Origin of the sequence: Enterococcus sp. DIV0800, assembly GCF_050559735.1 — a bacterium.
Classification (GTDB): domain Bacteria; phylum Bacillota; class Bacilli; order Lactobacillales; family Enterococcaceae; genus Enterococcus_A; species Enterococcus_A devriesei.
Window position 1 is genome coordinate 534,511 of the sequence record NZ_CP187899.1, and the last position, 24,007, is coordinate 558,517.

The following is a 24,007-nucleotide window of genomic DNA, read 5'->3' on the forward strand; positions in this document are numbered from 1 at the left end:
AAAAGATGGCGTTTACATCGGATAATATTCTAAAAAAGTGGTATAATTTTTATCCAAATAGAGGAAAAAGGAGAATTCGATGAAATTAAAAGAGTTGTTATCGCTAAGTCAATTAGAAACAAGTAAAATCCTTACAAAAGAAATTGGATTAGAGAATGAAGTAGAGTCAGCGATGGTATTAGAGGCTCTCGATATTGAACACTGGAGTAAAAAAAATCAATTAATTTTAACCTCCTTCTATGCCTTTGATGGACTTACAGAAGTTGATCTAGAAGAGTTCTTCCATAAAATGCAGCAAATTGGTGTGAGTGGATTAGTCATTAAAATGGAACGCTTGATTAAAATCATTCCCGATTGGGTAATCGAACTATCCTTCAAATATCAAATTCCTTTGATTAAAATTGCGCAGGATGTTAGCTATGAAAAAATTTTGCTAGCCATTTACGAACCATTATTGAATCATCAGACTCATATTTTGCGTGCTTATTACGATGTTCGTCAACGTTTTACCAGATTGGAGCGCCAACATCCTTCCTTAAAAGAAATTATGGAAGAATTTTATCATTTGATTGGAGCGCCCTGCAGCTTGAAAATGATCGATCAGCAAGTAGAAATAGCTTTTGGTGCAACGCCTAAGGACTATGTTGTCCTTGAACGAAAAAATTTATCTAGTGGAGAATTTACTAAGAACGACTATAACTTGCTGACACTTTTTTCACAGCAAAATGGTCCAAGCCAGTCTGCTTTGGAAGTAAATTTATTTAATCCTTATTCTAGTCACTGTCTATTGTTGGTTTATTTGAATCAAACGGAGGTTAAAGAAACTGATTTGGTTATTATTGAAAATACGATCGACGTTTTGCAAGAGAGACTGAATACTGAATACTTATTAAAGAAGGAACGCTACGAGCGATTAAACAATTTAGCCGATGCTATTTTGCAAAACACACCGAAGAATCTTGATGAGTTGGAAAGTCTCTTGCAAGAGGCACATATGAATCAGCATGCGTATTACCAAGCGGTAGCCTTCTCAACAAAAACACCTGCGTCAAAATTACTGAAAGACAAAGCAATCACTCTTCTGAAGAGCTTGAAGACTGATTCAATCTTTTTTGACCATCATAACTATTCACTGATTCTTTTTAATTTTAGTCAGAACAAGAGTATTTCAAAATTGCAGATGAAGCATCTGTTAACCGAAGTATTAGAATCAAACCCAACGATGACTTTTGTTATCAGCAGTCTAAAACAACGTGATGATTTAAAGGAGATTTTGATGGAATGTTTGGACATTTTAAGATTTAACGAGGAATTCTATCAAGATAACGTCGTGGAATTAGCAGATATAGGTATTTTTCGACACTTTATTCGCAGCGAACAAGTTCAAGCACTCAATGAACTTGTTCCCGCAAAATTACTGAATCTGTCTCAAACTAATTTTGACCTTTTCGAAACCTTCTACCAATTCTTACGAAATAATCGAAACTATAAACAAACCTCAGAGGCGATGTTTTTACATTCAAAAACCATTCGCTACCGTCTAAATAAGATCGAAAAAATCCTAGCAATCGATCTTGCCGATTCTTTGCAAGTAATGAATCATGAAATTGGTACTTATATTATAAAAATGAGGAGAACCGCTCTTGAAAAAAACAATGACATTAGCAAACCAAGCGAGCTATGATCTATATGGATCAACTCAAAACGATAAATTTGTTCTCTATCTCCATGGCGGAGGTCTGGTCTACGGATCAAAAAACGATCTTCCCCGTGACCTGATAGATTGCTTCTTAAAAAGAGGTTATTCTGTACTGGCCTTGGATTACCGCTTAGCGCCTAACAGTTCTTTGGCTGAAATTATAGATGACTTAGAGACAAGTGTTGAGCTTCTGTATAATACTATTATTAAAGGGGGCCACTTTGGTATCTGTGGGCGATCAGCCGGGGCTTTTCTAATGCTGCAATTGACTAAACGGCTCAAAGAAAAAAATCAGACTCCCGATTTCTTAGTCAACTTCTACGGATACACTGAATTGACATTTATCAATGAGGAACGAACATTACTACCACAGAAAATTTCTTCAAAACAAATTGAAGGAATTGAGTTGAAAAAGCCGATCTGGGATGACCCTCTCATGTCGCGTTACTTACTTTACCATTATGCTGTACAACAAAATTTACTTCCTTCATTTTACGGTGTCGATTTTCCTAGTGAATTCGCCTTATCAAAAGAAATTTTACACTCTTTTCCAAAAACATTTAGTAGCGCTAGCTCCACCGATGAAGAAGTCCCCTTTCGCTATAGCAAAATGATTGGGCGTAGTATCCCAGATAGCCTTTTTGTTCCGGTTTATTATTTACCTCATGACTATTTGAAAGAGAGTAACAAATCAGAAGTTCAAGTTGTTTTAGACAAACTAACAAATTGGTTACCATAGGTTTTCAAGAGTTTGGCACTTTTTAATTTTTCATACTAAAACTTAGTTATTGATGAAAATGAATAAGCGGTGCACAGAAACGCACCGCTTATCGACGAACCTTTATTCAAATTTTTATCCACATCTTTTTAAAGACTTATTTCTTTGCAGACACTCTCTGTTTGATTAAAAAAGTAATAAAGGACAATAGAGCGTCAAATGTCAGGTGATCAAATTGAATCGAGTTGTCTGGCGCTCTCTGATTGGAATTAGTTTTTGGCTTTTTTATAACAAAGACTGCCAACCCATTGAACGATTTGTACAAAGACAATCAGTAAGACAACCGTACTATACATAATCGTATTATCGAAGTTTTGATAGCCGTATGTGATAGCTACGGCACCTAATCCTCCCGCACCTACAGTTCCCGCCATAGCAGTATAGCCTAATACCGAGATGATCGCCAAGGTCAGACTGGATATCATACTTGGAAAAGCTTCTACCAGCATCACTTTGAAAATTATCTGTATATGGGTCGCACCGATTGATTTTGCCGCATCTAAGGTATAAGGATTGATCTCCAATAAATTATTTTCAAATAATCGTGCCACGTAGGGAGTCATAGCAAAAGTTAACGGCACGATAGCCGCTGAGGTACCGATCGTCGTCCCCACCAATGAACGCGTAACGGGCATGAGCGCAACCATCAAAATAATAAAAGGAAAAGATCGAATAATGTTCACCACAAAATCCAATAGGCGATACATCTTTGAATTAGGTGATAGCCCCTTTTTATTCGTAATCACTAAAATAACTGCCAAAGCAAAGCCGATGATTGTTGCGATTAGTGAAGAAACCAATACCATAATTACTGTGCTGACCAAGTTCGGTAACAGCACTTGTGTAATCAACACCGTATTACTCACGATCCTTCACCTCCTGGCAAACAAAGTGACCTTGTTCCGCGAGCGCTAGTAATTTTGTGACATCTTCATTAGGCACAGACAATAGCAACGTGGTCAGACTCTCTTCCTTAAATTGCTCGGTCGTTGCCTTCAACAGATGTGGCGTTTCTACTCCTGATTGGCGCAATAACGCTAAAACGTCCGTTTCTAGCTGCGTCACCAATTTCACTATACGATGACCTATTTTCATTTCACCGAAGTTGGTTTGCTGTTCCCCTGTGATCGTCTGTAATATTTCTGAGTTGTTTAGAAAAACCTGCTGAACCGTATCTTCTTCAACGATTTTTCCTTGTTGTAAAATAGCAACACGGTCACAAATCTTCTTCACCACTTCCATTTGATGAGTGACCACCACGATCGTTAATCCCATTCTTTGATTTAATTTCAACAGAAGTTCCAAAATACCGTTCGTGATATTCGGATCTAGTGCCGAAGTCGCCTCATCACAAAGCAGAATCTCGGGATTCATCGTCAAGGCTCTGGCGATTGCGGCTCGTTGTTTTTGCCCACCCGATAATTGTCGTGGCTTCATGTTCGCCTTATCCGCAATTCCGACCTCTGATAGAAGTTCTTCTACCCGTTCTTTGATTGCTTCTTTAGCATATCCGCTGCACTCTAGCGGCAACGCGACATTTTTATAAATCGTTTTTTGTTCAATCAAAGAATTCCCTTGAAAGATCATCCCGATTTTTTTTTTCATCTCCCGCAATTGCTTTTCTGATAGTTTCTCCAGTGCCTGCGTACCGATTCTGATACTGCCGGATTGGCTTTGTTCCAAACCATTGATACACCGCAGTAACGTTGATTTTCCGGCACCGCTGATTCCTAGGATTCCCATGATAGAACCGGTGGGGATCGTCAAAGAAATATCTTCTAGGATTGTTTGTTCTCCATAACTTTTATTGACCTGATCGATGACTATTTCCATCTACTCAACACCTAACGTTTCACGCCCTGATAAGCGCCTCTAAAATAATTGTCCCGTTTCCGAACATCATAAAAATCCGGTACATCGTCTTCCGCCATTTTCTTGATAACTTTGCGTTTCTTTTCTAATAACTCCATTGGATTTAATGTTTCTTCTAGACCCTCGATCATGACTTCAAACTTCTCATAGGGAATACCAACACAAAGCTCTTCATCTTTCCAACGTGCAACATATCGTGTTCCTGAACACATCATTGAAATATTGATTAAGCCGGTTTCATAAGGATAAGAGGTTCCTTCCTGACAGATCGCTTGCATACCCGTCATCTTGATATTTTTCGCTTGTCCGTTAAAATACGCATTGCCCTGCAAGATTCGCATCGCATTAAACGGCGTTGTAATGATCAAAATAACATCGGGGGCATTTCTCCACGCTTCAATCGGTTCCACCGCAATCCCATAAGAAGATTCCCGACAATAAACCATATCATCCGCGATTGCCTTACTCACTTCGATATCCTTATAAACACCCATTTTTGCATGCTTTTGTCCACTAGCACTATAATCATCGTTTTCAATCAGACCTAGGGCTACGGCAGATGCCGGGCAACCGAAATTATCAATCGACATCTTCACACTGACACCTTCCGTTGCCTGTTGAACAGCACGGCAATAAGGAACCACTTTTTTGGTCGCTGGTGCATCGTAGGCTTCAAAATCCTCTTTATTTCGCAAAAAACTGATTCCTACTACCTTACGCTCCAATTCTAATAAATAGTTCAATCGCCGATTCAGCTCTTGGAATTTACTCATAGAAAGTAAACACTCCCTTGAAGTGATCATTGATGCCTTTTTTGCTCTCTTTTGTAGTAAAAGACTCATTGATTGCTTTCGCCCAATCAGTACCTTTATTCTTATCTTTTACAATCAAGCTGATTGGAAAATCTTTAGCATGCTGGTCACGAATCAAATAGTCTTTGTAATTTTCACCTGAGTTAAACATAAAGGTAAAGAAGCAAGTCGCCGCATCCAAATCTTCCAAACTGCGGACTGTTTGTGCTTGTTCAATTTCAACAAATTTAAAGTTTTTTGGATTATCAACGATATCCAATGCCGTATAACCTGATTTCTTCTCATCGCTTAATTTGATCAAGCCGGCATCTTGCATCATCAATAAAGAATTGTCACGATTCATCGCATCATTCATGATAGCGATCTGCGCACCGTCTGGTAATTCATCGACCTTATCATATTTAGTCGAATACAAACCGATTCCAGTGTAGTAAACATGAGGCGTCATCATTGCTAAGTCACCGCCTTTTTGCTCATTGAAGGATTTCATAAACGGCTCATGTTGCGCAAATGAAGCATCTACATTGCCATCTTGAACCGCTTGTAAAGCTTCGATATTATTTGAAAATACTACAAACTCTGGATTATAGCCTTCCGCTTCCATTGATTCTTTCGCCGCTTTTAACGAATTCTCGGAAACTTGATTACAGGCAATTTTGATATCCTTTTTCTCTTCTTTATCCGCCGAAGCTTCTTTTTTCGATCCGCATGCTCCCAATACTAAAACTACCGCCAATAGTGCAAAAGCTAATTTGAATTTTTTCATCCTGATTCTCCTAATTGTTTTTTTTTTTGATGCAAATTATATGTGTTTAAGCGCACAAAAAAGAAACATACAAACCTGTATGCTCCCCCGATCCATGGTTAATAGACATGACCATCACGTACTAAAGAAAGGAGGGGAATTTTTGTTTACTCGCTGACTTAGATACTCTAAGTCCACATTTAACTCAAACTCATAGTTGATAAGTAAGCAAAATTCCCACCTCCCGAATAATTAAAAACATTATCATTAAGAGTATAGCCGAAAGGGAAAAACTTCACAATGGCTCTTCTAAAAAAGCAAAAAAACGGACAAAAATTAAACGAGCTGGTGTTAGTATCATATCTTAGACAACTTTTCGTAGAGACAAAAATACATTAACCTTATCTACTAGAGGATTAATTCCATAACCAGAATGGATTTACACCCGAAAAAAATTATTAGCTATACATTTTCAAAACGAATAACTGTCGAATGTGTCATTCAAATGTTCAATAGAGCAAAAATACATTATCACATTCCAGAAGGAATGCTTCTACTCACTGATTTGGGCAGCCAGTATATGGCAATCGAAGTATAAAAATAGCCTAAAACCAACAAAATAAGGCATTCCTATAGTCGAAAAGGAACGCCTTATGATAATGCAGGAATCGAATCTTCTCCTGCTTCCTTGAAAAAGGAAGAAGTATATACAACAAATTACTCAGATTTTGAAGAAGCAAATCGGACACTATTTAGCTACATTGAAGGGTTCTATAATCGGAACCGAATTTCATAGCTTGATTAACTATCTAACTCCATGGGAGTTTGAGAACCTATCAAAAAGAAAACGGGGCAACCATCTCTACTAAAATGTGTTCAAGATATTGACTCAAATCAAAAAAAAGAATTTTAAATATTATAGACACTTGATTGACATAATTTATGTTAGTCTGTCGCTTCTATTTTACACAGTGGTCAAGGGGCAACTTATACATCGAAACGATACTGTGAGTTAGTCAAACAAAAAAACGTTACCCAAAGCATGTCCAGTAAAGGAACACCTTCAGATAACGCACCGACAGAATCGTTTCATACCTCACTAAAGTCTGAAACGTTCTACATACTAAAAGAACCAATTGGTTCTAATGACAGAGTAATTGATATTGTAGAAAACTAAATCAATTTTTGTAATAATCAACGAATTTTAGCAAAATTAGACTATTATTCTCCAATTGACTATCGTATTAAACCAACAACTTGAGTTGCTCTTTCTATTTTGTATCAGAAAATAGTTGCACTTACTCCGCCACTAGTACACCTTTTTTTCCAATAAATATTCTGCTAAAACATCAGTCAGCGTGATACAGTTAATTATTTTTGATTCAATAGCGGTAAATAGAACATCTCTTTTCTCATCCTCAAAACAAATCGCGCATACCTTCTCAATATTACGAATATCATGTAAACTTATTCCGATAACATTCTCATTTATTCTGCAATTAACTTCATTCCCATTAATGTCAAAAAATCTTGAGTTCACATCTCCGACTACGTTAACGCTGGCCAAATCATCAATATCTTTTTGATCAATGTATCCAATCTCAGCCATCGTATTGCTTTTTGAAAAGGGCGAAGCAATACCTACTAAAGCAAAATCGACTTTTTTACCATCCTCAAGCACATCTTTGACGGTAACATTTTCAACTAAGTTTTCCTTAATATCCTTACTATCTACCAGTGCAGGAACATACAAGTACTTACATTTTGCTCGCATTTTTCTAGATAGATCATGGGCTATTTGATTTGAATGAACATCCACTTGATCAGAGCCCATTCCACCAATAAGCGGCACAATCGTTGAATCTGGTTGATTGACATACGGGTATTCATCAACTAACCTTCTCAACATCCTTCCCCAAGAAACACCGATTTTATTAGCTTTTGCAATATCCTTTTTAAAAGCTGAGATGGACGTTTGAACAATTAATTGCTCAATTTCTTGTGGTTGCAAGTAACTGGTATCTAGTACAGCCGCCCTTTTAAGACCAAACGTTTTCTGCAATTTTAATTCCAATTGAACAGAATAGGCACTGGAACTATTAATATGAATGTCAACAATCCCCTTGTTTCGAGCATCAACTAAGTATTTGGAGACTAATTGTCTTGATATGCCTAACTGCTTAGCAATATCGGATTGTTTCATATCCTCTTTGTAATACATTGTCGCTACCCTTACCAAGTCGCGATCAGCTTGATCATCCATTTTTACCCTCCTATTAAAAAACCTCCCCTTGAAGGGAGGTTTTTCTGTTAAACAAACTCTATTTCGTCCCCAACTTCAAATGGTGGAAATTCCCCAGGGCTTACAATAATCGCTCCTGGTAAAATTTCGCCAACTTCATTACGGAAATAAATCGAGACGTGGCCTAATTCATCAAAATTAGGATTTGCTTGAGAACCAACTTCTTCTATATTATACACTTTATCGCCGACTTTTAGCTTGCCGCCGACTTTAATTGAATTAGCAGGCTGCTCTTGGACCTCATGAATCACTGAAATATCTCGTAATTCTGGTGTCGCTTTTGGTCCAAACAGAATAATCAATCGTTCTTCTTCAAATGCTGGGACCATGGATCCGATTTCAATAATTTTTGTTTTTACCATTCATTCTCTCTCCTCAATTAAGATACTAGTACATACCAAAGCTGGCAAAGTAAGCCAGAATAACCGCGGTGAAACCCGTAAGCATTCGACTGTATAAAATAGCTGGTACCCCGACCTGAACCGTCTCAGGTTTTGCTTCACCTAGCGACAACCCTACCGGAATAAAATCACAACCTACATGAGCATTAATGGCAAACAACGCGGGCAGTGCATATTGCACTGGAATTGACCCATTTGCAATTTGAGTCCCAATTAAGACACCGATTACTTGAGAGATAACTGCCCCTGGTCCAAGAATCGGAGACAAAATCGGAATACTACAAATTAATGCTAACACAATCATACCTGGAAGGGAACCTGCTAGCGGTGATAATACTTTCGCAATTAGATCACCGATCCCGGTATAGTTGATGATCCCGATCATCATACTGATAAAGGCCATAAATGGGATAATGTTTTTTAGCAGCATATCTACTGCATCTCGACCCGACTGATAGAAAACGCCCATCACGCCGCCGATCCCCCGTGAAAAACGAACCAAGAAACCGTCTTTTTTCGCGTTTTCTTTTGCATGTTCTTCTTTCGCCTTCGCATACTTATCTTCAAATTTTTCTTCTTGATGAGTGACGATTTTCTCTGTTTCTGCCGCAGACTCGGCATCTGCCTTATGTGCATACTCCGCCCCTGCAATCTCTCTTTCACCTAATGATTCAGTAAGTTTAATATTTTCAGGTTTTACTCCAGAAACGAAGATATCTTCTGTAATATGCTTTGATAAAGGTCCTGAAGGAGATGATGGTAAAACATCTACCGTTGGAATTCGTTTCATCGGATACACACCGATCCGGGCAGTTCCGCCGCAATCAATGATAGCACAAAGCATTTCATCTTCCGGAACTTGGTTTTTGAAACCATCCCAAGCCTCAGCGCCGGTGAGATCCGCAATTTTTTGTGCAACAGGATGAATTCCCCCTCCTGTCACTGATACAACTTTATTTTTTTTATCTGATGGCGTAAGTTTTAATCCGACACCCCAACCGCTGCTTCCTGGTTCTACAAAAACTGATTTATACATTTGTTTACCTCCTATTTAGAGTATTCCCATTTCATTTTTAAGCTTTCACTTGTTTTGCTTCCTTCGCAATTAAAAACTTCGTTAATCTTTCAGTCACAATTCCTCTAAATAGAATGACGACTATTCCTACCAAAAAGTAACGAACAGCTAAACTTGATTGGCTATAACCTGCTTTCATCACACCATTTGCGATCCCTAAATAAACAAATAGTTCCCCAGCATTTGCATATGGGAATAATCCGGTAACCGGATGTAGAAACGAAACAACAGAATCATAGAAGGCTGGTTTTTCTTCTTCTTTGACAAATTTTCCAAATGTATAGGCCATCGGATTCGTTAACATCATGACCGATAACATCGGCATAATCGAATAGCGAAGAATCATATATTTTGAACAATAGCGAATTGCCCGGTCGACCCGTTCTTCTCCAATAAATGCAATGACTGAATAAGTGAAAGTCAATAATACAATAAGCAACGGCACGATTCCGGTCATAAAACTCATGAATTGTTCTCCACCGGCTTCAAATAAACCAATAAAGTTTTTACCAAACCACTCAATATACTTCATTTAAAAATCCTCCTAATCCGCGGTAACCGCTTCCAGTTTTCTCGAGTAAACCTTTGCGAGAGTATCTTCTACTTGAGACATCCGATTTTTTTCACCTTTTTTAAGATGGAACGCTTCTAATACCAAACCATGATATTCTTGCGCCTCCTTAAAACGAGCGAATACCGTAAATCCTTTACAGACATGGCAACTGATAATTCTTCCATCTGAATCCACGACTACTGCCACAATTGTTTTTAGTATCTTTCCTTTTGAAACGTCTGTATAGAACTCGTACGATGAATTTCCCTGATATTTATTCGTAATGCCGTTAACAAATTTTTGATAATATTTCACTTGAATAATACTAGTCATACTTTGTGCGATCATCAAAAAGAAAAGAACAATCAGTAGGATCTGCATCTATTACCCTCTTTTCTACCAAAGGTCCAGATAGAGCAACGCTCTATCTGCGACCGCTTATACTTTTTATGCGAATGTTTCATCCTGTAATTTACGCAGTTTGTATACAGTTGTTGATTCATCTAATTCCACATCATCCATGGTTAAGAATGCGCCGTCTTTGATATCTTTCTTTGCCACCGCGCCAGCGATCAACCCAATTGGGATATTGGCATTCTTCACCATGTCTTCATGCGTTTCTAGAACTCCGCGTACGCAGAAGCCACCGATACCGTCAATTTTTTCGCCTGCTTTAATATCCTTCTTAGCTACACAGACTGTTTCTGATACAGGTGCTCCCATTGGAACAATCGCTGTATCTTGTTCTAAAACAGCTCGAGCAATCGTGATTGGTGTTTCTAATGAACATAAGTGGAATGGGCGATAAAGGATATGGTGGTCACGATCGCCTTTCTTCATTAGGTAGTTCATTTCGTGGGCAACACCTTCGTTTTGTCCCTTCACGATACAGAAGATTCCTGGTGCGATGCCATCAACGTATTCAACAACACCGAACTTACTTAGAATCCCGCCATTTTCTTTCAAGTCTAAGTTTTTAACAGTGCCATCTAAATCAGCTGAAATCCCGTGCATTCCTACTACATCTGGAACAAATCCCATGGCATTAGATAGTAAATTCATTTCACCCATTGTCTTCGTTCCATCTTGAAATGAAGCTAGAATTTTAGGACTCATTACTTGCGCTTTGGCTTTCTCAGCCGCGGTATCAGGATTTGCATGAACCATCAACTTATTATTTTTTCCTTTACCAGCAACCAAGACTTCCATCCCCATGCTCTTAGCAAATTCATACATTTGCATCGTTGCCGCAGGCTCGTCACCATCTGAACCTGTATAAATCAAATCAGTCGCATCGTACATTTTTTTCATTAGGGGGCCAATAGTAATGTCGATTTCAACGTTTAGTAGGACTAAATGTTTTTTGGCCATCAATGATTCTAAAGAAATTTGAGCACCTGCTTCTGGAACACCTGTTGCATCAACAATGATTTCAACTTTATCAGAATGAATAATGTCTTTGAAGTTTTGGCTGATTAAAATATCTACCTTCTTGTCAGCGCTTGCATTGTAGGCATCTGCGGCTCGATTTGCAGCATCTAAATTAATATCACTGATTCCTGCGACGATCATACCTGGGATTGTCGAAATTTGAGAAATCATACCAAACCCCATTTGTCCTGCACCAATTACTCCAACCTTGATTGGAGCACCATTTTTTTCTCTTTCTAACAGCTTGCCATATAACGTCATTTTGAACCCTCCATTTATTTTGTCATATGCTAATGTCTTTGGCATATGTTTAACAATTCCTAGTATAGCATCTAAAAGTCTTTTGTCAACGCTTTCTTTTGACTTTTTTTCCACTTTATGAAATATGCTCTTTTTTGATATAACTCAAACGCCAATATATTTTCACTTGATAGTCTTTATTAAATAACAATTGTCAAATGAAATTTTTTTATTCCAAATTCATAATTTATGAAATAAATCAATTTTAAAACTAGACAAAAAAAGAAAGCTCCTGAAAGCAAATTACTTCCAGGAACTTTCTTTTTTATCATTTTTAATTATTCAAAGCTACTTTACAAACGCCATCACGTTTTTGTAATCATTCACCGCATGCAGCATTTCTTCTCTTTTTTCGGTGGTGGTCCGATAGCAATTTATTTCGCCGAAGCCATCCAAGCCCATAATCAAACTATTCAATACTAGGTTACTTGAAATATTCTCCTTCGCCCCGTAGATCAGTGCGATATGGGGATTTTCTTGTTTAAATTCTTTTATAGCATTTTTATGTTCGGTAGTTAAATTTGAAATAGTAAATTCTCCATTTTCATCCTTGATTTTCCACTTAATCAGATCAATATCTTTTAGAACAGCCTTCGGGATCTCAAACGGTTTTTCCGTTCTGACCAGTACCAAATAGCCTAGCTCTTTCACAATATCGAGAATATTTTCGATATTGAAAATTTCTTCAAGGTCATCAAAAATAATGACTTCGGCACCGGCTTCTTTCAAACGCTCTAAATTGTTAGGCTTGGCATCGTTAAAATCAATCGCGATGCGTAAGCGTTTTACAACTTTTCCGATCTTAGCGACATCCTCACTAGCTGCTGTGAAGATCGCATCTAATTCCAATTGATTAATTTTATCATCGACTAAAACAGCATTTTTGACAGCTTCTTCGTCTTTCCAAAGGACTTGAGAATTCACACAATAAAAAGGGGCACGCACTTTCTTTTTCTCCATACTTTTCCATCCTCTCTTAAAAAATAGTGAACAAAATCACAAATAACTTTAAAAAAAAATTCTACTAACTTTCTCTTACCATCACTCGCTCAACCGCTTAATTTAATTCAGTATTATTCCACATTCTATTTTTCAAGTCAAGCTATTTGTGACAAACAAAACAAACAGTTGTTTTTTATCTATTCGTTTACGAGCTCATCATGGATAAATTGAGAAAGTTTTTTTAATTCAATATTTTCAGCTTTAGATTTTTCTTAGGAGATACCATTTATAAATTGAAAACCTTATTAGAACGGTAAATAACTATTAATTTCATTCTTTTGAAATGGATAATCCCTTAGTATCAAAAACGTTTTTTGTTTCTCCCCACAGCACTTATTGTATAACTTGGACGCTTTTGAAATGAATCATTTTAAAAGAAAAGTGGTTTTTTTGCAAAAAATAGTTTACAAATTCACAAGTTAAAGGTATATTGTACTAGAAATATAAAAGTAAAATTTACTACAAAGGAGTTTGTTTATGACAACCGAATTCGATTCTAAAAATTACTTAGACAAAGTAGATGCTTGGTGGAGAGCCGCAAATTATATCTCAGTCGCTCAAATGTATTTGAAGGACAATCCTTTATTGAGACGCCCGCTTCAAAAAGAGCATCTTAAAACGCATCCGATCGGACATTGGGGCACGATTTCAGGACAGAACTTCCTATACGCTCATCTAAATCGTGCAATTAACAAATACGATTTGAATATGTTCTATATCGAAGGTCCTGGTCATGGTGGCCAAGTGATGGTTTCTAACTCATACATTGACGGTAGCTATACTGAAATCTACCCTGAGATTGGCGAAAACGAAGCTGGTTTAAAACAGTTGTGCAAAATGTTTTCATTCCCAGGCGGAATTGCTTCTCATGCGGCCCCAGAAACACCTGGGTCAATTCATGAAGGCGGCGAGCTTGGTTATGCTTTGTCCCATGCTACAGGTGCGATTCTTGATAATCCAGAAGTGATCGCTGCCACCGTGGTTGGAGACGGTGAGGCGGAGACTGGTCCACTAGCAGCTGGCTGGTTTTCGAATGTTTTCATCAATCCGGTTAACGACGGTGCGGTACTCCCTATTCTGTATCTGAATGGCGGTAAAATTTCTAACCCAACGATTTTGGCTCGCAAAAGTAACGAAGAATTGGCTAGTTACTTTGAAGGTTTAGGTTGGAATCCTTATTTTGTTGAAGGAACGGATCCGCAAGAAGTCCATGAAATGATGGCAAAAACCTTGGATGCGGTGATCGAGGAAATCAAAGCGATTCAAGCAGACGCTCGAAAAGGCAATGCTGCTGACGCAACAATGCCAAATTGGCCAGTCATTTTATTCCGTACGCCAAAAGGTTGGACCGGTCCGGAAACGTGGGATGGAGAGCAAATCTCTGGAACGTTCCGGGCACACCAAGTTCCGATCCCAGTGGATTCAGAGCATATGGAACACGTTGACAAACTAACGAACTGGTTAAAATCTTATCGTCCAGAAGAATTATTTGATGAAAATGGAAAAATCGTTGATGAACTAAAAGCGATCTCACCAAAAGGCGACCAGCGTATGGCCAAAAATCCAATCACAAATGGCGGGATTGATCCTAAACCAATCAAGATGCCTGACTGGAAACAGCATGCGATCGATACGTCTACTCCAGGAGCAGTTACCGCTCAGGATATGATTGTCTTCGGTCAGCAAGCTCGTGATATGATTTCCGAAAATCCAACAAATTTCCGTATTTTTGGGCCAGATGAAACAAAATCGAATCGCTTGAACAAGGTCTTTGAAGTGACGGATCGTCAATGGTTAGAAGCGAAAGACAGTACCGACGAGTGGCAATCTTCTGTTGGTCGTGTCATTGATGGGCAACTATCTGAACACCAAGCGGAAGGCTTTTTAGAAGGCTACGTGCTGACTGGTCGTCATGGCTTCTTCGCTAGTTACGAATCATTTTTACGAGTTGTAGACTCCATGTTGACCCAACATTTCAAATGGATGCGCAAGGCCAGTGCACACTCATGGCGCAAAAAATATCCAGCTTTGAATGTCATTGCGACTTCTACTGTTTTCCAACAAGATCATAACGGCTATACGCACCAAGATCCTGGTATCTTGACCCATTTGGCTGAGAAGAAACCTGAATTCATTCGGGAATATTTGCCAGCTGATGCCAATAGTTTGATGGCTGTTATGGATAAGGCGATGCAAGACGAACAAGTGATTAACTTGATCGTTTCCAGCAAGCACCCCCGGCCACAGTTCTATTCAGCAGCCGAAGCAGAAGAATTAGTCGAAAATGGCTTAAAAGTCATTGATTGGGCAAGTACAGACAATGGTGAAGAACCAGATGTCGTGATTGCTGCAGCAGGAACCGAGCCTAACTTGGAAGCCCTAGCGGCGGTCTCCATTTTGAATAAAGATTTCCCAGAATTAAAAATCCGCTTCGTCAACGTGGTTGATATTTTGAAATTACGCCACCCAGAGATTGATCCAAGAGGCTTATCAGATGAAGAATTCGATGCGATCTTCACGGCGGATAAACCAATCGTCTTTGCTTTCCATGGGTATGAAGGCATGGTTCGCGATATCTTCTTTGAACGTCATAACCATAATATCCATATCCACGGCTACCGTGAAAACGGCGATATCACTACCCCATTTGATATGCGTGTATTTAGTGAGATGGACCGTTTCCACTTAGCTCAAGACGCAGCAAACGCGGTCTATGATTTGAAAGCAAAAGAATTTTCAGCTAAAATGGATGAAACCCTTCAGTTCCACCACGACTTTATTCGTTCTGAAGGAACAGATATTCCAGAGGTTGAAAACTGGAAATGGGAAACCCTTAAAAATCTACAACACCAAAGATAGTCCACAGGTAAAAAAAGCTTTCGCGAACTAGCTTTTGTTTATTGCTGATAAAGCTAGTTTGTGAAACCAGACATGGATATGCTTGCTGTAGAGCGATTTATTCATGTGAAAAATTTATAATTTCTTTACAAACCAAAAAGCCTTGATTTTGAGATCAAGGCTTTTTGATTAAAATTTTACGAAGAGGTGAGAAAATTGGAACAAACGTTAGTGATCATCAAACCAGATGGTGTGAAGCGAAAACTCGTAGGAAAGATCATTCAGCGCTTTGAAGAACGCGGACTGATCATTAAAAGGATGCAGCAAAAAACATTGGAACAATCCCTGATTAGGGAACATTATGCCCACTTAAAGGACAAACCCTTCTTTGACGAACTTGTAGACTACATGACTTCCGGACCAGCGATCGTGATCATTCTAGAGCAGAAAAATGTTATCCAAATCGTTCGAAAAATGATTGGTGCCACCAATGCTTCAGAGGCCGAACCTGGCACGATCCGCGGGGATTTTGCGATCGGTACCACTGAGAACGTTGTCCATGCTTCTGATTCTCTTGAATCGGCAGAGATTGAGCTCCGTCGCTTTTTCTCCATTTAAACAAAGAAGGACAATCTGAGCTAGCTCAGATTGTCCTTCTTTTTGTTTTTCACGATTTTGGACCTTATAATAAGTAGCACTGGCCGAAAAGGATACTAGGTAGCTTTCTTGTTGTCTCTAATTTACCAATTAACGATAGTTGCTTTGCCATCAAGATACAACGCCAACTAATCTACTCGTTTTTTTGGAATCGCTAGTCGCAACTGGATCGCCTTTAAGCAAACGACTTTAGCCATGGCTTACTTTTCTGATCTCCGCTAATTTTTCAACATATTGTTGGGCGATCTCAGTGACTTCAGTAAAGTTGCCTTCCGCGGCTGGTGCAACAAGGTTGCCGCCGACACCGACGGCCACTACCCCCGCCTTGAACCAAGTGGCCATATTATCAAGACTGACACCGCCTGTCGGCATCAAATTGATCTGTGGCAACGGTGCTTTAACTGCTGACACCATACTTGGCCCATAAACACTGCCAGGAAACAACTTAATAATATCCGCTCCGCTTTTTAAAGCCGTCTGCATTTCTGTGATCGTCATACAGCCGGGTAAATAAGGAATTTGGTATAAATTACACAGCTCCGCGGTCGCTGGATCAAAGCTAGGACTGACAATAAATTCCGCCCCCGCCATGATCGCCAAGCGTGCAGTTGTCACATCTAAAACCGTTCCGGCTCCAATCACGACAGCTTGATCCGTTGATTGTTCGACTAGGTCTTGAATCACCGCTTGAGCATTTGGAACCGTAAACGTTACTTCGATTCCTTTGATACCACCGGCGATGACTGCTTGGCTCGTCTGCAAGGCTTCGACTTGATCTTTTCCTCTTACTACCGCAATCACGCCGGCTGTTTCTAAGCGTGCCAAAATATTCATTCGTTTCATATTAAACACTCCCGTCTGCTAATTCAAAACGGCTCTTTCTAATAAAGCCCCTACTTGATGACGTCCTTCTAAATCCCGCATACCTGAAAAAGATAACACGCGATCCATATTCGTGATGACCACGATGATCATTGTTTCTTTGGCTTGACTCTGGATATAAGCCAAATCCATTTCTGCGATTTTGGTTTCGGCTGAAACTTTATCGCCAGCTTTGACAAACACTTCGAAGCCCTTACCGTCTAATGAGACCGTATCGATCCCCATATGGACTAGTACTTCTACGCCATTATCAGTCTTGATGCCGATCGCATGTTTAGAAGGAAAAACCGTTGTGACTGTTCCGCTAACTGGCGAAAAGACTTTCCCATCAACGGAATCAATCGCAAAACCGTCACCCATCATTTTACTTGAAAAGACTTCATCCGGTACATCTTCTAATGGCAAATAAGCTCCTTCTGCTACCGCGTGCAAATCAACCTCATTGGTCAATTCATCACTTTCATCCGCCTGTTTTGGTACTAACATATAGCTTAAAACAAACGATAAGACAAGAGCGATAATGATCCCTAAAACAGCAAAGATAAAATACTGACCGATATAAGCCGGCAAACTAAAGATACTTGATAAAATGTAGCCGTAGATCCGAACACCGAAGAAACTGATAAACGCTGAAGCGACAGAACTGCCGACAGTTGCGGCAATAAACGCTTTTTTGTATTTCGATAAAATCCCAAAGAGTGCTGGTTCAGTAATTCCAAGTAAACCTGAAATTGCAGAAGAGATAATGATTGATTTTTCTTCCTTTGTTTTGACCTTCAGATAAATCGCGGCAGTCGCACCAGTGATCGCCATATTCGCCATAAACATCATTGGCATCAGCATATCATAGCCTTGGTTGGCAAAGTTTTGCAGGGCGATTGGTGTCATAGCGTGGTGCAAACCAGTAAAGATCGCAATTGGCCGAATCGCACCTACGACAATCCCCGCTATGACTGGCGAAATCGCGAAGAGCGCTGCCACCCCAGCTGCTAATAAGTTTCCTAAATGGATACTGATTGGACCGATGATGATCAATGTTACTAGTCCTGCTACAAATAACGAAATGGTCGGCGTAAAGACCGTACGCAGGACTTGCGGTAAAACTTTATCTACCCAGCGATAAATATAACTTAACGCTAACACCGCAAAGATGATCGGAATGACTGTGCCGGCATAATTGAAGACTGGTACAGGGATGACGCCGAATAAGTGGAAGGCTGAGATTTTGCCTTCTGCCACTGCGGCAGTCATCGTTGGAAATTGCAGCATCGCTGCGATCGCAATCGCCAAATACTGATTGGTTTTAAAGATTCGTGCTGCTGAAGCTGCTACGAAGAATGGTAAGAAGGTGAAGACTCCGCTGGCGATCATATCGATGATCAAATAGGTGTCTGTTTGGTTAGAGATCACATTTAACGCGACCAGCCCAGCCATTAATCCTTTGATCATTCCAGCTCCGGCAATCGCCGGTACGATTGGACCGAAAACACCAGAAACAGTATCCATAAATAAAGAAACGGCACCCTTCTTTTCACCGCTTTCTGTTTGGCTGTTTTCATCTAAGCCTAGCTCTTTTGCCAAAGGTGCAAAATAATCGGCTACATCTGTGCCGATCACAACTTGCAGCTGATCGCTTTGATACTTTGTGCCCACGACTTTAGGAATTTTATCTAGCGCCGCATAATCGACTTTCTTTTCATCCTTTAAATTGAAACGTAGACGCGTCATGCAATGCCATGCGTTGTTAATGTTTTCCGCACCGCCAACGTCTTTAATAATCTGTTTCACAATATCCTCGTGTTTCATTGTTTTCCCTCCTTATTTTTTACGGATCAGAATTCGTTTTCCAAAAATGATGAATAATGCCAAATTTTTCTGATTCCGTTTTCACACCCACATAGTAGCATGGGTCAGGCAAGTTGTAAAACCAGTCCTTTTACACAAAAATCATTTAAAAACAGCTATAAATAAACGATTATGAATCATTAACGTAAAAATTGGACTGGTTTTTAACTACCTTAACCTATATTTATTAGACCAAATTGACACTGCCGCTGGCGGCATGTTTCAATGAGTGTGGAAATAATTCGCAGAATAAAAATTGGAGTGAACAAAATGACACCAACAATTATTACTAATATAAAAAGCTTCGCTATCAAACCCGATCGCCACAACCTACTCGTAGTGAAGGTGGAAACAAATAAAGGCGTGTCCGGTCTCGGCTGCGGCACCTTTCAATTCCGGCCACTTGCCGTGCAAACAGTCGTGGAAGAATATTTAAAACCACTATTGATTGGCCGTGACGCGAATCAAATCGAAGATATCTGGCAAGTAATGAACGTCAACTCCTATTGGCGCAACGGGCCGATCACCAATAATGCCATCTCCGGCGTCGATATGGCTCTCTGGGATATCAAAGGCAAATTAGCAGACATGCCGCTGTATCAATTGCTAGGGGGCAAAGCCCGAACAGCGATCCCAGCCTACACCCACGCGGTCGCTGATAATATGGAGGAGCTTTATTCTGAGATCGACAAATTCTTAGCAGAGGGCTACCGTCATATTCGTTGTCAGCTGGGGTTTTATGGTGGGAATCCAGAAAATCTTCAGACCCCTGAACAACCGATCAACGGTTCGTATTTTGATCAAAATGATTATATGCAGACAACGCTGAAAATGTTTGATGCGATCCAAACAAAATATGGCCATCAATTCCAAATGCTCCACGATGTTCATGAACGCCTGCATCCTAATCAAGCGATTCAATTTGCCAAGTCCGCGGAACCTTACAATCTATTCTTCTTAGAAGATATCTTACCGCCTAATCAAAATGAATGGTTAGCGCAATTACGCAATCAGTCAGCCACACCGATTGCTACTGGCGAATTGTTCAACAATCCAATGGAATGGAAGGAATTAGTCCGCAATCGTCAAATTGATTTCATGCGGGCTCATGTTTCTCAGCTTGGCGGGATTACTCCTGCACTAAAATTGGCCCATTTTTGCGAAGCTATGGGGGTGCGCATCGCCTGGCATACACCATCCGATATCAGCCCGGTTGGTTTGGCGGTGAATACGCATTTGAATATCCACCTGCATAATGCAGCCATCCAAGAAAATATCGATATTCCCGAAAATACGAAGAACCTCTTTGGTAACATTCCTTCACCTGAAAAAGGCTTCTTCTACCCGATCGAAGAAAGCGGGATCGGCGTGACCTTCGATGAAGAGCTAGCTGAACAATACCCCGTCGTTTATCGCCCTCATGAATGGACCCAAAGCCGAACACCAGATGGTACGATCGTAACACCCTGATAGTTAAATAAATAGCTGAAGCCACTCGTGAAAACGAGTGGCTTCAGCTATTTATATCATTAGAATCGATTAGAGATTACATATAACCGTATTTTGGAGACGGTATCCCCCCTTTAATCAATCCTAGATTGATGGATCTCTCGGTCGAAGGGGCGAATGTAGGTAACCGAATAATCAATCGCGATGATGCTACTGTATTCGTAGACCTGACCATCTTCTAAGATCGCTCGGTTCGAGATCTGCATCGCCGGCGTCCCACGTTTACACAGCAGCACATTGGATTGTTCTTTCGATGTAGTGATAGGATCATAGCTGGTAATATAATGGGAAATACGGTAGCCCTTTTTTTCAACATAATTTTGAATCGAATGTTCTACGATCTCTTGAGACAAATCCGGGAACAACGCCACAGGCATTTTGGATATCTCCAGCTGTTCGATCTTATAATTAACGATCCGCACCCGTTCAAAAGTCCAGACTTCTTCCGACCCACTCATTTGAAAAATCTTCTGCTCCTCCAAAGTTGCGGGAGCTTTTTTCAACTTCAACATCTTTGAATCGATCCGATCATATGGTGTACGGGTCAAAGAATTAAAAATCAGCGGGTTTTTGACCCATTCCTCGTGAACAAAAATTCCCGAACCTTGAACCACCCGAACGATTCCAATTTCTTCCAAATTTTTTATCGCTTGTTGAATCGTAAAACGAGAAACACCATAGATTTTCGCCAGTTCTCGCTGATTTGGCAGCTTGCCAGCTTCAAATTCCTCTTGATAGATTTTGCTCAATAAGTCTTGCACAATGAATTCTCTTTTTTTCATAAAAACTCCTTGATTGAAATCGATACTCTAACTATACACGGATTTCCTTTGAAAGTTAATTGGATTTTTAGTTGAAACCAGATTGAATGCTTATGACTAGCTTTATTCCCCTCACTTCCAATTTTCCAAAAAATTTGCTGCCTTTGGAGTCAAAGTCAAACTTTCAGAAAAATTCACGATTCTTGTCCGTTGAATACAAACTTTTATAGCGTTTACACTTTCTTTACAAAAAAAAGACCTTCATTCAAAAGGTCTTCAATCCTTACAAGTCGTACAACTCATGGTATTTCTGATAATTCACGATTCCTAGCGAGGTGGTGAACAACCGGGATTTGGCCTCCAGTTCGATCCGTAATTTCTCAAATTCTTTGACTGTGTGTTTCTTGGCGTTTTCAGTTCTTTTTGGGTCGAATAGCTCCTTCGTAATAAATTCCTCCTTCAGTATTGCTTCCTGAGAGACGGACAAATGCTGCATTAGTTCTCCGAAAAAACGGGGACTTCCACTGCGGGCAATCCCTTCGTCAGCCAAAGAAATTCGATTTCATGTTTTTTAAAGGCAAACAGCAAACGATGATACTCACGCTTTTGATAAAACCGTTGCGCTGACTTGCGGACAGTTAAAATGATTCGATAATGCCCCTGCTCTTGCGCATATTCTTCGACTCGATTCATTAATTGATCGCCAATACCTTGCCCCTGATGTTCCGGTGAAACTGCTACTTGGCGAATCCGGGCGATACCCAAAGGATAGAGCTGGATCGCCGCGGTCCCAACGACTTCACCAGCTTCAATCGCAACAAAGACCGCGAGCTTTTTTTCGTTGCTTAAATCTAATTTTCCACCTAAGACTTGTTTACGCAATTTTAGTGCGCCAGTGTGTTCTTTACTAAATAATTCAGCCATTTCAATTTTCATTGCCAACGACCTCCACTTCTATTGCAAAATGAATGGATCATTTGTAACACTTTCTTACCAGTTCTCCCAATCGCTGTCCCGAGGACCTTTTCTCCGCGGATCAGCGTCTGGGTCATTCATTTCAGGCCCAAATGGACCCGGTCTAAAGCCACGGCCGCCGAACTGGTTGCGCATCTGTTCTTTCCACGCCCGTTTCATTTGGCGTCGTTCAGCTGGCGTCATTTTCCCAAATTTTTCCATGTGAGGATCAAACTGCATCTTCATCGCCTTTAAGGCTTCGATCGCTTCAAAGGGATCATTAGGAAATTCAGGCCGTCCGCCAAAATCCTCGCTCCAGCCGTCAATGACTTTATTCAGCAACTGATCGAGCGTCTGCTGTTCCTCAGCGGTCAAGCCTGCAAAAAATTCTTCAGAACGTTCTTGCGGTTGACTTTGATTGGCCTTCTTACGCCCAGTTTCCGTAATATAGATTCGTTTGATACGCTTGTCTTGTTCATCTTCTCGCCGCTCGATTTCGCCGCGACTCTCTAACTTATTCAAAATTTCTGTCAGCGAGCTAGGACGCATGTCCAAAATCTCGGCTAAAACCCCCGACGTCACTGCATCCTCTTCCGCTAAGATGTCTAAAACCAACTGTTGCGTAGGCGCGCCCTTTTGACAATTGCCAACATCCATTATTCGACGACTGGCACTACCGACATAAGACAGGCGTTTCAGTAATTCCTTGGTATATTCACTCATATAAATGCCCTCCTTCATAGTTTGCATTTTATTTCGGTACCTATTTTTTAGGTACCTAACATTTATTGATTTCAGTATACTTCGGTACCTAATCATTGTCAACCGATAAAACCAAAGATTTTTTATAAAAAATGATAAAATCCTGATTACTCTCTTTATCAAAAGTCAAAACTAAACGTTCCCAAGCTCCATAGCAGGGTAATTCGGAATCCAATAAACATACAAACAAAAAAAAGAAGCTGGGAATTAATATAATCCCAACTTCTTTTTCTAATCCCCGCTGCCTTCATCTGACCATGGCAGTTCAGTCGATAATAAAGTCGCGAAGCGTTTGTATTCATCCCGCTCTTGCAGGCGTGCAGTCCGACGTTTTTCATAGCCATCGCAAACCATCTTTTCTTCCTGCGTTTCAGGTATTACTTGTGGCACGGTAAATTCCGTTTCTCGATTCATATGAGAAGGCACCGCCACAAAGGTCGTAAAGCAAGTCGCGGCCAAATACCGTTCTCCGGTAGAAAGATTTTCACCAATCACCTTAACGAAGACTTCCATTGATTTATTATGACTGCCAGAAACATAGGACTTCACACAGACAGAATCATTGGCGTGCAAAGGTTTTAAAAAATTCAAGTTGTCTAACGAGGCGGTCACCGCCCCTCTGCGGCAATGACGAGAAATCGAGATCGACGCCGCATCGTCGATCAAAGTCATAAGCTTACCTCCAAATAAATAACCAAAAGGGTTTAAGTCAAAGGGAAAAATCCGGTGTGTCTGGATTACCCGGGAATCGCGACACGTTTTAGAATCAGTCATGAGCATACTCCTTATTCATTTTAATGTATTTATTTTTCTTGCAGAAAAATAAGTT

The 24,007-nt window shown here is 40.0% G+C and carries 24 protein-coding genes; 6 read left to right on the top strand and 18 right to left on the bottom strand.

Annotated elements, in window-relative coordinates; translation table 11 throughout:
* Positions 1 to 79: 79 nt before the first annotated feature.
* Complete coding sequence (locus IGI54_RS14450; RefSeq protein WP_430621630.1) at positions 80 to 1,684, top strand: PucR family transcriptional regulator; 1,605 nt, start codon at positions 80 to 82, stop codon at positions 1,682 to 1,684.
* Positions 1,644 to 2,438, top strand: a complete 795-nt coding sequence (locus tag IGI54_RS14455; RefSeq protein ID WP_430621631.1) for an alpha/beta hydrolase — start codon at positions 1,644 to 1,646, stop codon at positions 2,436 to 2,438. Before IGI54_RS14450 ends, IGI54_RS14455 begins: the two co-directional genes overlap by 41 nt.
* 248 nt (positions 2,439 to 2,686) lie before the next feature.
* Here the strand turns inward: IGI54_RS14455 and IGI54_RS14460 are convergent, their stop codons facing one another.
* The 4 genes from IGI54_RS14460 to IGI54_RS14475 are packed head-to-tail and all read right to left on the bottom strand — an operon-like array spanning position 2,687 to position 5,927.
* The gene (locus IGI54_RS14460) at positions 2,687 to 3,343 is read right to left on the bottom strand and encodes a methionine ABC transporter permease (protein ID WP_071863253.1); all 657 of its coding nucleotides are present in this window, start codon (positions 3,341 to 3,343) and stop codon (positions 2,687 to 2,689) included.
* On the bottom strand, positions 3,336 to 4,310 hold the full coding sequence (locus IGI54_RS14465) for a methionine ABC transporter ATP-binding protein (RefSeq protein ID WP_430621632.1): 975 nt from the start codon (positions 4,308 to 4,310) through the stop codon (positions 3,336 to 3,338). The genes IGI54_RS14460 and IGI54_RS14465 overlap by 8 nt, the downstream gene beginning before the upstream one ends.
* Before the next feature lie 11 nt (positions 4,311 to 4,321).
* A complete protein-coding gene (locus IGI54_RS14470; protein ID WP_430621633.1) occupies positions 4,322 to 5,122 on the bottom strand; it encodes a DUF169 domain-containing protein in 801 nt (266 codons plus the stop codon).
* Positions 5,115 to 5,927 carry a MetQ/NlpA family ABC transporter substrate-binding protein gene (locus IGI54_RS14475; RefSeq protein WP_430621634.1) on the bottom strand — a complete coding sequence of 271 codons (813 nt, stop codon included), beginning with the start codon at positions 5,925 to 5,927 and terminating at the stop codon, positions 5,115 to 5,117. Before IGI54_RS14475 ends, IGI54_RS14470 begins: the two co-directional genes overlap by 8 nt.
* 646 nt (positions 5,928 to 6,573) lie before the next feature.
* Here IGI54_RS14475 and IGI54_RS14480 point away from each other — a divergent pair.
* A complete protein-coding gene (locus IGI54_RS14480; protein WP_430621998.1) occupies positions 6,574 to 6,702 on the top strand; it encodes an IS3 family transposase in 129 nt (42 codons plus the stop codon).
* A 513-nt stretch (positions 6,703 to 7,215) separates the two neighbouring features.
* Here the strand turns inward: IGI54_RS14480 and IGI54_RS14485 are convergent.
* From IGI54_RS14485 to IGI54_RS14515, 7 genes are all read right to left on the bottom strand, one after another.
* Positions 7,216 to 8,169, bottom strand: a complete 954-nt coding sequence (locus IGI54_RS14485; RefSeq protein WP_430621635.1) for a sugar-binding transcriptional regulator — start codon at positions 8,167 to 8,169, stop codon at positions 7,216 to 7,218.
* Positions 8,170 to 8,216: 47 nt separating this feature from the next.
* Entirely contained in the window at positions 8,217 to 8,570 is a 354-nt protein-coding gene (locus tag IGI54_RS14490; protein ID WP_071863266.1) for a PTS glucitol/sorbitol transporter subunit IIA, read from the bottom strand.
* A gap of 25 nt (positions 8,571 to 8,595) precedes the next feature.
* Positions 8,596 to 9,645: a PTS glucitol/sorbitol transporter subunit IIB gene (gene srlE / locus IGI54_RS14495; protein ID WP_430621636.1), complete on the bottom strand. Its 1,050-nt coding sequence runs from the start codon at positions 9,643 to 9,645 to the stop codon at positions 8,596 to 8,598.
* Between the two features lie 37 nt (positions 9,646 to 9,682).
* Positions 9,683 to 10,216, bottom strand: a complete 534-nt coding sequence (gene srlA, locus IGI54_RS14500; RefSeq protein WP_071863269.1) for a PTS glucitol/sorbitol transporter subunit IIC — start codon at positions 10,214 to 10,216, stop codon at positions 9,683 to 9,685.
* Between the two features lie 12 nt (positions 10,217 to 10,228).
* The gene (locus tag IGI54_RS14505; protein WP_313631465.1) at positions 10,229 to 10,618 is read right to left on the bottom strand and encodes a transcriptional regulator GutM; all 390 of its coding nucleotides are present in this window, start codon (positions 10,616 to 10,618) and stop codon (positions 10,229 to 10,231) included.
* Between the two features lie 66 nt (positions 10,619 to 10,684).
* Entirely contained in the window at positions 10,685 to 11,929 is a 1,245-nt protein-coding gene (locus IGI54_RS14510; RefSeq protein ID WP_071863271.1) for an NAD(P)H-dependent oxidoreductase, read from the bottom strand.
* A 327-nt stretch (positions 11,930 to 12,256) separates the two neighbouring features.
* Positions 12,257 to 12,928: a hypothetical protein gene (locus tag IGI54_RS14515; RefSeq protein ID WP_430621637.1), complete on the bottom strand. Its 672-nt coding sequence runs from the start codon at positions 12,926 to 12,928 to the stop codon at positions 12,257 to 12,259.
* A gap of 519 nt (positions 12,929 to 13,447) precedes the next feature.
* Between IGI54_RS14515 and IGI54_RS14520 the strand changes: the two genes are divergently transcribed.
* Both IGI54_RS14520 and ndk read left to right on the top strand, forming a co-directional pair.
* Positions 13,448 to 15,829 carry a phosphoketolase family protein gene (locus IGI54_RS14520; protein ID WP_430621638.1) on the top strand — a complete coding sequence of 794 codons (2,382 nt, stop codon included), beginning with the start codon at positions 13,448 to 13,450 and terminating at the stop codon, positions 15,827 to 15,829.
* Positions 15,830 to 16,024: 195 nt separating this feature from the next.
* Positions 16,025 to 16,426 carry a nucleoside-diphosphate kinase gene (gene ndk / locus IGI54_RS14525; protein WP_430621639.1) on the top strand — a complete coding sequence of 134 codons (402 nt, stop codon included), beginning with the start codon at positions 16,025 to 16,027 and terminating at the stop codon, positions 16,424 to 16,426.
* A 228-nt stretch (positions 16,427 to 16,654) separates the two neighbouring features.
* On the opposite strand, the gene IGI54_RS14530 is transcribed toward ndk, so the two are convergent.
* Together IGI54_RS14530 and IGI54_RS14535 are read right to left on the bottom strand one after the other, a co-directional pair.
* Positions 16,655 to 17,308 carry a bifunctional 2-keto-4-hydroxyglutarate aldolase/2-keto-3-deoxy-6-phosphogluconate aldolase gene (locus IGI54_RS14530; RefSeq protein WP_430621640.1) on the bottom strand — a complete coding sequence of 218 codons (654 nt, stop codon included), beginning with the start codon at positions 17,306 to 17,308 and terminating at the stop codon, positions 16,655 to 16,657.
* 18 nt (positions 17,309 to 17,326) lie between these two features.
* On the bottom strand, positions 17,327 to 19,153 hold the full coding sequence (locus IGI54_RS14535; RefSeq protein ID WP_430621641.1) for a glucose PTS transporter subunit IIA: 1,827 nt from the start codon (positions 19,151 to 19,153) through the stop codon (positions 17,327 to 17,329).
* A gap of 309 nt (positions 19,154 to 19,462) precedes the next feature.
* Here IGI54_RS14535 and IGI54_RS14540 point away from each other — a divergent pair, with 309 nt between their 5' ends.
* Positions 19,463 to 20,662 carry an enolase C-terminal domain-like protein gene (locus IGI54_RS14540; protein ID WP_430621642.1) on the top strand — a complete coding sequence of 400 codons (1,200 nt, stop codon included), beginning with the start codon at positions 19,463 to 19,465 and terminating at the stop codon, positions 20,660 to 20,662.
* Positions 20,663 to 20,775: 113 nt separating this feature from the next.
* On the opposite strand, the gene IGI54_RS14545 is transcribed toward IGI54_RS14540, so the two are convergent.
* The 5 genes from IGI54_RS14545 to IGI54_RS14565 all read right to left on the bottom strand — a co-directional run bounded on the left by IGI54_RS14545 (position 20,776) and on the right by IGI54_RS14565 (position 23,952).
* Positions 20,776 to 21,483: a GntR family transcriptional regulator gene (locus IGI54_RS14545; RefSeq protein ID WP_430621643.1), complete on the bottom strand. Its 708-nt coding sequence runs from the start codon at positions 21,481 to 21,483 to the stop codon at positions 20,776 to 20,778.
* 262 nt (positions 21,484 to 21,745) lie between these two features.
* Positions 21,746 to 21,958: a hypothetical protein gene (locus tag IGI54_RS14550; protein WP_430621644.1), complete on the bottom strand. Its 213-nt coding sequence runs from the start codon at positions 21,956 to 21,958 to the stop codon at positions 21,746 to 21,748.
* Positions 21,958 to 22,398: a GNAT family N-acetyltransferase gene (locus tag IGI54_RS14555; RefSeq protein WP_430621645.1), complete on the bottom strand. Its 441-nt coding sequence runs from the start codon at positions 22,396 to 22,398 to the stop codon at positions 21,958 to 21,960. Before IGI54_RS14555 ends, IGI54_RS14550 begins: the two co-directional genes overlap by 1 nt.
* Positions 22,399 to 22,452: 54 nt before the next feature.
* Positions 22,453 to 23,139: a MarR family winged helix-turn-helix transcriptional regulator gene (locus IGI54_RS14560; protein ID WP_071863281.1), complete on the bottom strand. Its 687-nt coding sequence runs from the start codon at positions 23,137 to 23,139 to the stop codon at positions 22,453 to 22,455.
* Positions 23,140 to 23,409: 270 nt separating this feature from the next.
* Positions 23,410 to 23,952, bottom strand: coding sequence for an acyl-CoA thioesterase (locus IGI54_RS14565; protein WP_430621646.1), 543 nt, complete (start codon positions 23,950 to 23,952; stop codon positions 23,410 to 23,412).
* Between the last annotated feature and the right edge of the window lie 55 nt (positions 23,953 to 24,007).

Bases quoted from the DNA above. Each gene is read 5' to 3' on its own strand.
- IGI54_RS14450 (WP_430621630.1), top strand. From the start codon at position 80: ATGAAATTAAAAGAGTTGTTATCGCTAAGTCAATTAGAAACAAGTAAA.
- IGI54_RS14465 (WP_430621632.1), bottom strand. From the start codon at position 4,310: ATGGAAATAGTCATCGATCAGGTCAATAAAAGTTATGGAGAACAAACA.
- IGI54_RS14470 (WP_430621633.1), bottom strand. From the start codon at position 5,122: ATGAGTAAATTCCAAGAGCTGAATCGGCGATTGAACTATTTATTAGAA.
- IGI54_RS14475 (WP_430621634.1), bottom strand. From the start codon at position 5,927: ATGAAAAAATTCAAATTAGCTTTTGCACTATTGGCGGTAGTTTTAGTA.
- IGI54_RS14485 (WP_430621635.1), bottom strand. From the start codon at position 8,169: ATGGATGATCAAGCTGATCGCGACTTGGTAAGGGTAGCGACAATGTAT.
- IGI54_RS14490 (WP_071863266.1), bottom strand. From the start codon at position 8,570: ATGGTAAAAACAAAAATTATTGAAATCGGATCCATGGTCCCAGCATTT.
- srlE (WP_430621636.1), bottom strand. From the start codon at position 9,645: ATGTATAAATCAGTTTTTGTAGAACCAGGAAGCAGCGGTTGGGGTGTC.
- srlA (WP_071863269.1), bottom strand. From the start codon at position 10,216: ATGAAGTATATTGAGTGGTTTGGTAAAAACTTTATTGGTTTATTTGAA.
- IGI54_RS14505 (WP_313631465.1), bottom strand. From the start codon at position 10,618: ATGCAGATCCTACTGATTGTTCTTTTCTTTTTGATGATCGCACAAAGT.
- IGI54_RS14510 (WP_071863271.1), bottom strand. From the start codon at position 11,929: ATGACGTTATATGGCAAGCTGTTAGAAAGAGAAAAAAATGGTGCTCCA.
- IGI54_RS14515 (WP_430621637.1), bottom strand. From the start codon at position 12,928: ATGGAGAAAAAGAAAGTGCGTGCCCCTTTTTATTGTGTGAATTCTCAA.
- IGI54_RS14520 (WP_430621638.1), top strand. From the start codon at position 13,448: ATGACAACCGAATTCGATTCTAAAAATTACTTAGACAAAGTAGATGCT.
- IGI54_RS14530 (WP_430621640.1), bottom strand. From the start codon at position 17,308: ATGAAACGAATGAATATTTTGGCACGCTTAGAAACAGCCGGCGTGATT.
- IGI54_RS14535 (WP_430621641.1), bottom strand. From the start codon at position 19,153: ATGAAACACGAGGATATTGTGAAACAGATTATTAAAGACGTTGGCGGT.
- IGI54_RS14540 (WP_430621642.1), top strand. From the start codon at position 19,463: ATGACACCAACAATTATTACTAATATAAAAAGCTTCGCTATCAAACCC.
- IGI54_RS14545 (WP_430621643.1), bottom strand. From the start codon at position 21,483: ATGAAAAAAAGAGAATTCATTGTGCAAGACTTATTGAGCAAAATCTAT.
- IGI54_RS14550 (WP_430621644.1), bottom strand. From the start codon at position 21,958: ATGCAGCATTTGTCCGTCTCTCAGGAAGCAATACTGAAGGAGGAATTT.
- IGI54_RS14555 (WP_430621645.1), bottom strand. From the start codon at position 22,398: ATGAAAATTGAAATGGCTGAATTATTTAGTAAAGAACACACTGGCGCA.
- IGI54_RS14560 (WP_071863281.1), bottom strand. From the start codon at position 23,139: ATGAGTGAATATACCAAGGAATTACTGAAACGCCTGTCTTATGTCGGT.
- IGI54_RS14565 (WP_430621646.1), bottom strand. From the start codon at position 23,952: ATGACTGATTCTAAAACGTGTCGCGATTCCCGGGTAATCCAGACACAC.